The organism is Frankia torreyi (assembly GCF_000948395.1).
GTDB lineage: Bacteria > Actinomycetota > Actinomycetes > Frankiales > Frankiaceae > Frankia > Frankia torreyi.
In genome coordinates this window covers 1-11,687 of record NZ_JYFN01000010.1, presented here as the reverse complement: position 1 = coordinate 11,687, position 11,687 = coordinate 1, and the positions used below count along the sequence as shown (strand labels likewise).

The following is an 11,687-nucleotide window of genomic DNA, read 5'->3' as shown; positions in this document are numbered from 1 at the left end:
TCCCGCCCCCGCTCAGTGGCAGGGGAACCCGAGGAAGTGGCGCGCGTCGTGGACGAACTCGTGGAGGTGGGTATCCGAGCCGAACAGCGACGTGGCGCCCTGGTCGACACCGATGAAGTAGAGCAGCAGCAGCGACAGCAGCGCGGTGAGCCCGAGCGCCGCCCGGCGGGCGGTCAGCGGGAAGGAGATGGATCGCTGCCGTGGCTGGGCAACGGGTGTGGTCATGGAAGCCCCCTCAGGGATCGTGCGTCCCGGTTGTTCGGACCACCTGTGCTCGGGTCTGACTCCCGGTACCGCCGCCCACACGGACAGGCAGACCGGTCACAGTGGCGCGACCGCGCCGGATTCCCACCGGCTTCCTCACACAAGCGATCGGAGTATGCGGTTCGCGCCAGGCCCCTGTCAACGCCGACGAACCGCGCGAAGCGCGCAATCGCCCAGGTAACGGACCGATCGGGCACACAATGCCCACCTACCCCGGAGCCCGTTATGGACCATACGGTAAACTATACGGTAGCCTCAATTGCATGGCACGACCACGCACATTCGACGAGGACCAGGTCGTGTGCGCGGCGCGCGACCAGTTCTGGGCGACCGGCTACACCGCCACCTCGCTCGACGACCTGACGGCGGCCACCGGGCTCGGCCGGGGCAGCTTGTACGGCGCCTTCGGCGACTAGCACGCGCTGTTCCTGCGCGCCCTGGACCGCTACTGCGACGAGGCGGCCGCCGCGATCCGGGCCGATCTGCGCGCAGCGGGCAGCCCGTTCGAGCGGCTGGCGGGGCACGTCCACGGGATGGTGGCGATCATCGTCGGCGACGTCGAGCGACGCGGCTGCCTGATGGCCAAGAGCGCCGCAGAGCTCGCCGGCACGGACCCCGAGGTGGCGCAGCGGGTGAACCGGGTTCTCACCGAGGCGCACGCGTTGCTGACCGAGTGCGTCAGCGAGGCGCAGCGAGCCGGTGAGCTCGCCGCCGGCCACGATCCCGCCCGGCTGGCCGGCCTCGTGCTGGTCGTGCTGCGCGGGCTGGAGACGGTCGGCGCGTGCGGCGCCCCGCCCTCGATGATCCGCGACGCCGCCGAGCAAGTCCTCGCCCTGCCCCCCCGCCGACGCCGCTGACACCACCGACCTTTCGGATACCAGCGCCCGCCACTAGCCGTCGCTGATATCCGGGCCCGGCGGACCGATCACGTGCCGGTTCCGAACGCCCCTCGTCGAGGCGCCGGACGATGCCGCTACCCGTCGATCTCGACGATCCGCTCGGCGCCGGCCTCGTGGCGCAGCGGCCCGCGGCCGAGCAGCCCCTCGAGCTCCCGGATCCGCCGCTGGAGCCGCTCGACCTGCTGCTTTCCAATTTCCTGACCGTTTTCCCAGCCGCAACGATGACCGTCGCCCATCCCCCGCTGGTACGCCTCGGCGACGTCGCGCTCGTGCTCGGTGAGGTGCGTGCGGCAGGCGATCTCGGGCCCGTAGAGGCGCATCCGGCACGGTTTTCCGGACCGGGTCGGCCGCCCGCACAACCGGACCTCGACCAACTGATCGCCAGCACGCTCGCCCATGTCGCCACCGCTCTCATCGTTGTCAGGGATGACCGCGAAAAAGTATAACCATACAAAGAGTCAGACAAGATGTTCCCGACTATTTCGATAGTCAAAGAACGGCGATCTTCGGTGGCGCGCGGAAGCCGCGCCGAATAGTCGTTCGAACGACGCCCGCATCCGTCCTGTTCGGACGGCACTCCTTCATCGACGCTCGTTCACGCGCCACACCCGCAGAGCCCGCCACACCACAGGGCCCGGCGCGGGCGGGATGCCGCGGGCGGGATACCGCGGACGGGATACCGCGGACGGGCGCCGTCGGCCCCAGTCGCCCAGCCTTCGATGCCCGATCCCCGACGGCTGCGGGCACGCCGGGTGTGCCCGCGTCGGCGATCCGCCCCACGGGAGCACGCCGAACGGCTCGCCCACTCGACGGCTTCACGCCTTGCCTGGTCAGGGGCTTTAGGACAGCGGAAGAGGGGCCTCGAGAAGGCTGCCGGCGCCGTCGACGGCCGCCGATCGGCCACACGAGACACCCTGGTGCGCCGGCAAGACGGACGGAACGAGTCCGTTTGCCGAAACTCCCGGCGGCCGGCGGTGTCAGGTATCCGTCACCGCCGCCGTTCCTGCCCCGACCACCACCCGGATACGCCCGCCAGCACGGGAAAAGCAGCCGGAATTTCCCCGATTAGACGGGACATGCGCCACTCGACAACCCGCGACTCCAGCTCGACACGCGCTACGGCGGCATCCTGGACACCGCGGACCCGACGCCATACTTTCAATCCGCACCCAGCATTCTCCCCAACCAGGCAGTCGCTTTACCACCGAAACCAAGTCCAGCGACGAAGCCTCATTGTTGAAGCAACTTTCATCAGGTCACGACCAGACCCGCCGGGGCACCCGGAGACCACGATGCGCGTGCCGCGCGGGCGATTCATCTGACGTGCCTGGGAAGGGCGTCCGGGGCAACGTGACGTCGTTGCGGGAGCGGCGTTCAAACATTTTCTCATCGACGCAAGGAGCATGGACATGAACAGGACCTCCCTTCGCCGGAGCCTCGCCGTCGCCGTTGGCGGGGTGGCAGTCGCCGGCGTCGTCGCCGTCGGGCAACCCGCCCTCGCCGCCAGCGGCGGCGGATCGGCCACCACTCCGGGGACCAGCGCACCGGTGGCCAAGAGCAGCTCGGGTCTCAGCGCCGCCGCGACGACCAGGTCCGGCCGCAACGGCGGGGGCGTCAGCGCGCAGCACCTCGACGGGGCCTGCAACCTGTACAGCAACGGCGACGGCGACCTCTGTCTGTGGTACTTCCGGAACTACGGGGGCAGCCACGCGGACTTCTTCTTCTCGGACAACAACCTCAACAACAACACCTTCAGCTCGCCCGGCGCCGGGCAGGGCGCCCGGGTCGGAAACAACTCGGAATCCGCCTGGAACTACGACCAGCACCTCACCGCCCGCGTCTACACCGGCGTGAACAGCACCGGCACCTGGGGCACCATCGCCCCCAGCAGCGGCGGCAACTTCACCAGCACGTTCATCAACAACGTCGAGTCCTTCATCTGGGTCTGAGCCCGCTAGAAAACCGATCCAATCGCTAGACCGCTCCCGCCGACAACGCGCCGTTTCAGGGCCGGTCCCGTCCCCAACCGGACGATCAGGATCGGCCCTGATCGGCTGTGCCGGCCGCGGTGACCGACAGGAGACCGATGCCCCACCAGGCGGGCCGTTTCGGCCGGCATCATGCCCCCCGCCGGCGGGCCGCCCCCGAATGGCCCGACCTCGCCTCCCGGTGGGCGCCGGCGGCGGCGCTGGCCCTCTCCGTAGCCCTCGTCTCGGCCTTCGTCGCCGGCTGCGGGGGCACGCGCTCCAGCGCGCCCGCCGCCGTGGCGGCGGTCCGGCCGCCGGTGCTTCTCGACGGCGCCGCGCTGCACCTTCCCCTCGACCGGTACCTGCTCAGCCCGCGCGAATCCGCGTCGGTCGCCCGGGCGTACCGGGCGTTGCTCGCCCAGTGCACGCGCCGCTTCGGGTTGCCCGATCCGCGGCCGCGGCCCGTCGCCTCGGACCTGCCGGCCACGTTGAACGAACGCCGCTACGGCATCACCGACGCGGCACTGGCCGCGACGGCCGGCTACCGCGTGTCGAAGCCTCGACCGGCCGGCGAACCCCCGACGCCCGCGGAATCGGCGACGACACCGGATCCCGGGACCCTCGACATCCTCACCGGCCGGCATCCAGGCGCCGTCGACGGGCGCCCCATCCCGGCCGGCGGCTGTGCCGGTGAGGCGAAACGCCGGTTGAATGCGGGCGCACCCGCCGGCACGGACCCGGACCTGGCGCAGCGGCTCTCCCAGACCAGCTATTTCGCATCCGGCCGCGACGGGCGCGTGCAGGAGGTCCTGCGCGCCTGGTCGGCCTGCATGGGCAGGCATGGATTGCACTATTCGTCGCCGCTGGACGCCGCCGCCGATCCGCGGTTCCGCACGGGCCCGGTGTCGGCGACGGAAACCGCCGTGGCGGCGACCGACATCACCTGTAAGAAACAGACCAATCTGGTCGGCGTCTGGTTCGACGTCGAGTCGGAGCTCCAACGCCCCGACCTCGCCGCCAACCGGAAGGCGCTGGAGGGCATCCGGCAGACCAACCAGATCCAGTTGACGGTCGCGCGCGGCCTCGGGCTCGGCTGATCCGCCTCCCGGTGCACCCGCCCCGCGACCGGCGCGCCGATCCGGCGCGGCCCGGAGGAGTAGAACCAATGAGAAGAAGCCTTTGTCGACTCGCGGCGACCGGCGGGCTCGTCACCGCTTTCGTCGTGGCGCAGACGGCCGCGGTGGACGCCGCCCTCGCAGCCCCATCCGACCCCGCCGGCCAGTACATCGTCGTGCTGAAATCCGCCGCGTCGCCGAGCGGTCCGGCGCCCGCCGTCGGCCGTGCCCGGGGTATGGGCGTGCGGGTCGACCGGGAGTTCCGCCAGACCGTGAACGGATACGCGGCGCGGCTCGACGCCCAGCAGCTCACCGCAGTGCGCGCCGACCCCGACGTCGCCTACGTCGAGGCCGACCAGGTGGTCCGGGCCGACATCACGCAGCGGCGGCCCGACTGGGGACTGGACCGCATCGACCAGCGCGACCGCCCGCTGGATCACAAGTACACCTACGACTCGACCGGTGCCCGCGTCACCGCGTACATCGTCGACACCGGCATCCGGACCAGCCACAAGGACTTCGGCGGCCGTGCCTCGGGCGGCTTCTCGTCCATCAGCGACGGTAACGGCACCGACGACTGCAACGGCCACGGCACGCACGTTGCCGGGACCGTGGGTGGATCGACGTACGGCGTCGCCAAGTCGGTCCGCCTGGTCGCGGTACGGGTGCTGGACTGCGACGGTTTCGGCACAGTGAGCGGCGTCATCGCGGGCATCGACTGGATCACCGCCCACCACGCCAGCCCCGCCGTGGTGAACATGAGCCTGGAGGGCGACGCGTCCCGGGCGCTGGACCTGGCGGTACGCCAGTCCATCAACGCCGGCCTGACCTACTCCGTCTCGGCCGGCAACGGCGGCAGCGACGCGTGCGACTTCTCCCCCGCCCGACTTCCCCGCGCCATCACCGTGGGCGCGACGACCGCCGACGACAGCCGCGACATCTCGTACTCCAACTTCGGCAGGTGCGTGGACCTGTTCGCCCCCGGCACCGCCATCACGTCCGACTGGAACGCCTCCGACACCGCCACCAACACCATCAGCGGGACCTCCATGGCGGCCCCGCACGTCACCGGAGCCGCCGCCCTCTTCCTGAGCACCCATCCCGGCGCCGGCCCCGACCGGGTCCGCACCGCCATCGTGAACGCCGCCACCCAAGGCGCGCTGACCAACGTCGGCGACGGTTCCCCGAACGCCCTGCTCTACTCCCGGACGACGGCCCGCTGACCCACCCTGCGCCCGACGGGAGTGATGGGGGTGGGCGGCTCGGCCGGGCCGCCCACCCCTGTCGGGACGTCAGGGTGTGCAGGTCAGGGTGCCGCTGCGCAGCGCGTGGCTGGAGTCGTTGTCGTCGTCGGACCAGACGACCGGCTTGTGCCCGGCCGAGCAGGTGTCCTGCGGGGCGAGGGCGAACCCCTCGTTGTTGTAGTTGGACATCCCGGAGGGGCGGGCGTACACGGCGGTGACGGCGAGCCGGCCGGCGGCGTTGATGTCGAGCGTCGCGGTGCGACCCTGGCAGGTGTCGTCGCATTCGGCCCACAGGTGGCCGGTCGCGGGCTCGTACTCGAGGTCCATGACCCCGGCGAAGCCGCTCGAAACGGTGGCGATCCGGGTGTAGCCGCCGCCGCTCTGGTTGAGCGCGTAGGCGTAGACAGTGCCGTTCGCTTCAAGACCGACGAAATACAGGCCGCTGCCGTGGCCGGGATAGGCGCCCGGGTCGTAGGCGGTGTTGGTGTGCTCGTCGTGGAAGCCGTGCGCGGTGAGGTACGTGTCGGGGATCCACGAGATGGCCTCGAGCCCGCTGTTGGCCGCCACGGCAGGCAGGTCGGAGGTGAGGTTCCATTCCGCGGTCGCGTTCAGCGAGGTGCCCGTGGCGGAGCCGTCGTACCGCAGGACCTTCAGCAGGCTGACGCCGTTGTTGCTGTTGTCCCGTTCCGTGGAGACGACCACGCCGTCAGGGGTGGTGACCACGCCCTCCGCGTCGGGATCACCGGTCCCACTGGCGTAGTGCAGCGCCTTGCCCGAGGCCCAGCCGCCGGTCGTGTCGGGCTGCCACTTCGCGCCGTTCGGCACGAGCCGGTACAGCGTGCCGGGGCCGTTCTTCACCGCCCACAGAACACCGGAGCTCTGGAACGACAGGCCGCTGAGGTTCGTGCCGAACACGTTCGCGTCGTCCGCGGTGGCGACGGCCGAGCCGCCGGGCCACGCGCTGGCGGGGCAGGCGTTCGCCGCGCCTCGGGTCGACGCGGTGGTCGTCGTGAACGAACCGGTGCCGTCCGGGCAGCGCCCGTAGGTCGTCGACGCATGCGAGGTCCAGGTGTAGGAATCGACCAGCGTCGTACCACCCGGCTGATACAGCCGCACCGAATCGGAACTACCGAGGCCGAACACCGGATCGACATCGAGAACCAGATGTCCCCCGGCCGCCAGCGACGTGCCCGACGCCACCGTGAANACGTGCGAGTCGTCGTTGTCCTTGACGACCCAGCCGGAGACGTCCACAGCCGCCGAACCGATGTTCGTCAGCTCCACCCAGTCGCCGGGCGATCCACCGCTCGACTCGACCTCGTTGATCCGCACGTCCGCCGGCCCCTGCGCCACCGCCGGCATACCGAACAGGCCGAGGGCGGCGACGGCCAGAACTGTGGCGACAGCGAGTCGCATTTTCCCACGCGAATATCTACGCAATGCAGTTGCTCCTCGTGCAGGGTCATGGGCAGGCGTCATGGGCAGGCGGAGGCGAGCTCGCGCTCCTCGCGGAGCCTCCTGCACACCGACGACCAGAGGTTGAACACGCAACCAACGGCATGGGCAGCACGGATGACCACATAGCACGGATGACCACACAGCACGGACGGCCCCTAGCACAGGTACACACGTACGGACAGCTCACCGAGATCCCGCGCTGAGCGGCCGCCAGTCGGGACGGCTGATCGCGTAGATGTGCCGCGGCTGACCGTTACGCTCGGTGGCTTCCGCTAACGTCATGCCGAGCTTGCCCGCGACCCGGATGGACGCCGCGTTCTCCGGGTGAATGATCGAGATGACCCGGTCGGCGCGGAGACCGACGAAGGCGTACTCGATCGCGGCGGCACCGCCCTCGGTCGCGAATCCCTCCCCCCACCGCTCCGGGCGGATGGTCCAGGCGGCTTCCAGGCCGGGCCAGCCGTACTCCCGGTAAAGGCCGGCGCGTCCGATGAACTCCCCGGTGGCCCGCTCGTGCGCGAGCCACATACCGAAGCCGTTGAGGGCCCAGTGCCCGATCTGCAACGCGAACATGTTCCAGACCGCGCCCTCACTCGACGGCGATCCGGTGTAGCGGCTCATCTGCGGGTTCAACGCCATCCGGGTGTAGGCGGGGATGTCATCGGCGGTCCACCCGCGCAGGATGAGCCGCTCGGTACGCACGGTCGGCACCATGACCGCGGGGAGCGACTCGCCTATGTCGAGGATCATCCATCCATCAAAGCCGGCCGGGTAACGGCGTTGAGCCGTTCACGGAAGTCCACGACCTCCGGGAGGGGAGCCTGCCCGGCGAGATCGGCCGCGAGCCGTCCCGCGCGGCTGATCAGCGTCTGGGTCGGGCTCGCGGCCAGGATCGCCAGGGCCCGCATCCCGAGCCGGGCCGCCTCGGCCGTATCAGGTCGCGGGCGGCGCACGAGGGCGGTCGCGAGAACCATGACGGCGTGGCCGTGGTCCTCGAAGCCGACGGCCCGACCGCGCTCGAAGGCGTCGACGGCGCCGCGGGCGATCGGCTCCGCCTCGTCGCCCGCGCCGAGACGGGCCAGAACCCCGGCGGTGAACGATTCGGCCGTCGCAGGTCCGAACGGCGAGCTTCCCGGCCGGGCCGGGACATCGATCACGGCGCGCCGCATCCGTTCCAGCGCCTCCCGGGTGCCGGCCGGATCGCCGAGGGCGGCCAGGGCCCGCGCCTCATAGGCCGCGAGCCTGGCCCGGGTGTAGGGATGGTCGGGTGCCCGGCACGCGGCTTCGACGGCTTCGGCGTACTGGTGGCCGTAGAACGCCAGGGTGGAGGACATCGCCGCCATGGAGGCGGTCAGCACCGGGTCGTCGATCTGGTCGGAGTGGTCGCCGGCCTGGGTGACGAAGCGCCGCGAGGCGGCCTGATCGCCGAGATTGAACGCCAGCCGCGACAGCATGTACGCCGAGTAGCCGGCTATCTGGGTGAGTTTCGCCTGTGCCCTGGTCTTGGCGCCCGCGTCGAGGAGCCGCTCGGCGGACTGCCAGGTGCGATACACCCGCGGGGCGAGGATCGCATGGGGCGTGGTCGTGAACACCGCCGCATGACCGTCGAGCTCGTCGTCGAGTTCGGTCAGGGTGAGCACGTCCGGGTTGCGGCGCGCGCGCCGCCGGTAGGTGTCCGCGGCGATCAACCCGGCCGCGGAGAACTCGAAAACCTGCCTGCGGTCGGTCCCGGCCGCGCCGTCGCCGTCGCCGTCTCGTGCCGCCTCGAGTCGGGCCTGCCAGGCGGCGATCTCCCCGCCGGTCCGCCAGTAGTCGTCGAGAGCGGCGCACAGATCGGCGGAGGGCAGCTCCCCGTTCTCGGCCTTGGAGATCCGGGTCCGATGAAACCCGATCCGTCGGCTCAGCGTGTCCTGACTCATCCGGCCGCGCAGACTCCGAATCCGCCGCCCCAGCGCCGCCGCGCCGGTCCTGTCCTCGTTCACCCGTCGCTGTTCCTCCCCGTTCGCCTGACGTCGGGTCCGCGGCCGCAGCGGCGCACAGCACGGCACGGCACCGCACGCATCGTGCGCACACCTGGCGGTCACCCGGTCACGTGCACAGACTGCCCATGTCGGCGAGGAACCCGGATGGTCCCGCGCCGACGGGTCACCGGAGACCACTACGCAGGAGCGACCATGGCCAGCCCCCCGGACCAGCTCGCCTGGCGCCGGCCCGCTGTCAGTCCCGACGTCGCGTTCGCCCGTGACGGTGAGACCGTCGCCATCAGCTACACGGCCGGCACCGACCCGGACCTGCGGATGCCCAGGGCGATCTGGTTCGCCCTGCGGGCGGAGATCCGCGCCGGCGACCGGGGAGCGTTCCACCGGCTGAACGCCGCCTGGACCCCCTGGACCGCCGCCAGCGGCGGCCTCGCCGCCGAGCGGGACGGGCACGTCCACCTCCGCTACGGCTACCTCGGCAGCCACCACATCGAGATCCCCGCCGCCGTCTGGCGCCAGATCTGCGCCGCCGTCCGCACCGGCGCGATCAACCACCTCACCGACTGAGACCGACTGGCTGCGTCACAATGCGGCGGAGTCGCAGGCGGCGCTGTTGATCGCCGGCAACAAGGCCAGCGACTGGTCGCGGTGGTACAAGACTGCGATCCCGGCTGCGGAGGCCGCATACGACGGATGGCTGGCTTTCGAGCGGAAACGGCGGGAAGGCTCATGACCGAGTTCCATGATTGGCAGGACATCCGTGCCGACCTGCATGACGGCGACGACGAGGCGCTCGCCGTCGAGCGGGCGCGTACCGAGGCCTGGGTCGGCGCCTTCCATCTCGCCGAGGAGCGCAAACGGCTCGGGCTGACCCAGCGCCAGGTGGCCGAGCTGATGGGCGTCTCCCCCGGACGGGTGAGCCAGATCGAAAACGGTGACCTCGAGGTCAATGAGGTCGCGACGCTGAGCCGGTACGCCCGAGCGCTGGGCGCCCGGATGCGGATCATCTTTGACTACGGCGATGATCTTCGTCAGATCGCCTAAGCCCATAGCGTGCCTGCCTCGCGGAGCAGGCGAACCAGGCATGGAAAATGGGTCGACAGAGCTGCTTTCCGCCCGTTAGCCTGCGGCGCCGTGACGAGCAGCGAGGTGTGGGACGACGAAACGGCAGAGCACTACGACACCATCTCCGCCGAGAAGTTCGCGCCGGAGGTGCTCGGTCCGACCGTCGATCTGCTGGCCCGTCTCGCCGGTTCGGGCGCGGCATTGGAGTTCGCGATCGGCACCGGTCGCGTCGGAATCCCGCTGGCCGCCCGAGGCGTTCCCGTGACCGGCATCGAGTTGTCGGCCTCGATGGCCGCCCGACTGCGCCGCAAGGTCGATGAGGCGACCCTGCCCGTGGTCGTCGGCGACATGGCCACGACCGCTGTGCCCGGCGAGTTCTCCCTCGTCTTTCTGGTGTGGAACAGCATCTCCAACCTGCGCACCCAGGCGGAGCAGGTGGCATGCTTCCGCAACGCCGCCCGGCATCTCGCCCCCGGCGGGCGGTTTGTCGTTGAGCTGTGGGTGCCGCCGCTACGGCGCCTGCCTCCCGGCCAGTCCGCGGTCCCGATCCGCACCGATGATCGACACCTCGTGCTCGACACCTACGACCTCGCCACCCAGCGGTGCACCTCCCACCACTACTGGCACGAGGCCGACGGGACGGTGCGCCACGGCTCCGGCGAGTTCCGATACATCTGGCCGGCCGAATGCGACCTCATGGCGCAACTCGCCGGCCTGGAGCCGGAGAGCCGGTTCGCCGACTGGGACGGCAGCCCTTTCACCACCGACAGCGAAAGTCACGTCTCCGTCTGGCGCAAGCCCCCGCGAGCCACGGATCAGCGTCCCGCTACCTGCTGATCTCCGCCCGGCTCGACATTCTTCCGGTCGTCAGGAACGCGACGCTTTCGGGGAGGCGAGCTGGCGCCGTTCAAGATTCTTGAGTTGCTGCCAGTCGTCCGGCATCTGCTCCCCAAGTCGATCAGTCCAGGGTATGTGAACGGGTGGGCCGGACCGGCGGATCCGGGTTCGGGCACCCCTCACGCGAGACCGCGACCATCTCGTCGCCCCGAGGCCGGTGACGACGGCCCTCCCACCCTGCGCGCCGAGAGACTCGATCAGCAGGTGGAGTGGGCGCACGATTGACATCCTCTCCGCCCTGAAGGGCGGAGATTCCCGCCTGCTACACCCCGACGGGGGCAAGCTTCGGGTGGGTTCCCGCTTCGCCGCGCGGTGCCGGCACGGGTGCCGGTCTTACCTGCGCTCCACGGGCAGACGCCGCCAGTCCGGCGGCCTTCGCGACGTTGACCGCCGCGTTCACGTCCCTGTCGAGATGCGACCCGCAGGCCGCGCACGTCCACTCCCGGACGTCCAGCGGCTTCGGGCCGTCCTTCACACCGCAGGTCGAACACACCTGCGAGGTGGGCTCGAAGCGACCGATCCGGACGAACACCCGGCCGTACCGGGTGGCCTTGTACTCCAGCATCCCGACGAACGCGGACCATCCGGCGTCGTGCACCGATGTGGCAAGCCGTGTCCGGGCGAGCCCCTTGACCGCAAGATCCTCCACGGCGACCGCTTGGTTCTCGCGGATCAGCCTGGTGGAGAGCTGGTGGTGGAAATCGCGCCGTGCGTCGGCCACCCGCGCATGCGCACGGGCGACTTTCAGCCTGGCCTTGGCCCGGTTCGCCGAACCCTTCTTCTTGCGGGACAGGTCCCG

At 70.4% G+C, this 11,687-nt stretch carries 14 protein-coding genes, 1 pseudogene and 1 riboswitch; of the genes and pseudogenes, 9 read left to right on the top strand and 6 right to left on the bottom strand.

All coding sequences use genetic code 11. The annotated features are described in order from the left end of the window. Window positions 1-12: 12 nt before the first annotated feature. A complete protein-coding gene (locus FF36_RS08505; RefSeq protein WP_044884448.1) occupies window positions 13-225 on the bottom strand; it encodes a CbtB domain-containing protein in 213 nt (70 codons plus the stop codon). Window positions 226-227: 2 nt separating this feature from the next. Next, window positions 228-387, bottom strand: a riboswitch (adenosylcobalamin (AdoCbl) riboswitch). A gap of 140 nt (window positions 388-527) precedes the next feature. Between FF36_RS08505 and FF36_RS35885 the strand changes: the two genes are divergently transcribed. The 6 genes from FF36_RS35885 to FF36_RS08480 all read left to right on the top strand — a co-directional run bounded on the left by FF36_RS35885 (window position 528) and on the right by FF36_RS08480 (window position 5,468). Beyond that, complete coding sequence (locus FF36_RS35885; protein WP_199865355.1) at window positions 528-680, top strand: TetR/AcrR family transcriptional regulator; 153 nt, start codon at window positions 528-530, stop codon at window positions 678-680. Between the two features lie 6 nt (window positions 681-686). Beyond that, entirely contained in the window at window positions 687-1,121 is a 435-nt protein-coding gene (locus tag FF36_RS35880) for a TetR family transcriptional regulator C-terminal domain-containing protein (RefSeq protein WP_313954319.1), read from the top strand. A gap of 110 nt (window positions 1,122-1,231) precedes the next feature. Next, window positions 1,232-1,609, top strand: a complete 378-nt coding sequence (locus FF36_RS34820; RefSeq protein ID WP_128423271.1) for a hypothetical protein — start codon at window positions 1,232-1,234, stop codon at window positions 1,607-1,609. A 963-nt stretch (window positions 1,610-2,572) separates the two neighbouring features. Then, window positions 2,573-3,112, top strand: a complete 540-nt coding sequence (locus FF36_RS08490) for a peptidase inhibitor family I36 protein (RefSeq protein ID WP_044884524.1) — start codon at window positions 2,573-2,575, stop codon at window positions 3,110-3,112. 137 nt (window positions 3,113-3,249) lie between these two features. Next, entirely contained in the window at window positions 3,250-4,227 is a 978-nt protein-coding gene (locus FF36_RS08485) for a hypothetical protein (RefSeq protein WP_044884523.1), read from the top strand. Between the two features lie 68 nt (window positions 4,228-4,295). Then, window positions 4,296-5,468, top strand: coding sequence for a S8 family peptidase (locus FF36_RS08480; RefSeq protein WP_044884446.1), 1,173 nt, complete (start codon window positions 4,296-4,298; stop codon window positions 5,466-5,468). A gap of 69 nt (window positions 5,469-5,537) precedes the next feature. Here FF36_RS08480 and FF36_RS08475 read toward each other — a convergent pair. The 4 genes and pseudogenes from FF36_RS08475 to FF36_RS08465 form a co-directional block, all read right to left on the bottom strand. Continuing rightward, window positions 5,538-6,695: pseudogene (locus tag FF36_RS08475) on the bottom strand (SdiA-regulated/phytase-like domain-containing protein); the annotation flags it as partial. 1 nt (window position 6,696) lies between these two features. Beyond that, the coding region (locus FF36_RS37455) for a lamin tail domain-containing protein (RefSeq protein WP_242422389.1) at window positions 6,697-6,851 on the bottom strand (155 nt) is incomplete at its 3' end. Window positions 6,852-7,130: 279 nt separating this feature from the next. Continuing rightward, entirely contained in the window at window positions 7,131-7,697 is a 567-nt protein-coding gene (locus FF36_RS08470) for a GNAT family N-acetyltransferase (RefSeq protein WP_044884445.1), read from the bottom strand. Next, window positions 7,694-8,929, bottom strand: a complete 1,236-nt coding sequence (locus FF36_RS08465; RefSeq protein WP_044884444.1) for a helix-turn-helix domain-containing protein — start codon at window positions 8,927-8,929, stop codon at window positions 7,694-7,696. The genes FF36_RS08470 and FF36_RS08465 overlap by 4 nt, the downstream gene beginning before the upstream one ends. Window positions 8,930-9,121: 192 nt before the next feature. Here FF36_RS08465 and FF36_RS08460 point away from each other — a divergent pair, with 192 nt between their 5' ends. The 3 genes from FF36_RS08460 (at window position 9,122) to FF36_RS08450 (ending at window position 10,828) form a co-directional block, all read left to right on the top strand. Beyond that, on the top strand, window positions 9,122-9,493 hold the full coding sequence (locus FF36_RS08460; protein ID WP_044884521.1) for a hypothetical protein: 372 nt from the start codon (window positions 9,122-9,124) through the stop codon (window positions 9,491-9,493). Between the two features lie 162 nt (window positions 9,494-9,655). Further along, window positions 9,656-9,970, top strand: coding sequence for a transcriptional regulator (locus FF36_RS08455; RefSeq protein ID WP_044884443.1), 315 nt, complete (start codon window positions 9,656-9,658; stop codon window positions 9,968-9,970). A gap of 105 nt (window positions 9,971-10,075) precedes the next feature. Further along, window positions 10,076-10,828: a class I SAM-dependent DNA methyltransferase gene (locus tag FF36_RS08450; protein WP_242418553.1), complete on the top strand. Its 753-nt coding sequence runs from the start codon at window positions 10,076-10,078 to the stop codon at window positions 10,826-10,828. A 322-nt stretch (window positions 10,829-11,150) separates the two neighbouring features. On the opposite strand, the gene FF36_RS08445 is transcribed toward FF36_RS08450, so the two are convergent. After that, the coding region (locus tag FF36_RS08445) for an RNA-guided endonuclease TnpB family protein (protein ID WP_044884441.1) at window positions 11,151-11,687 on the bottom strand (537 nt) is incomplete at its 5' end.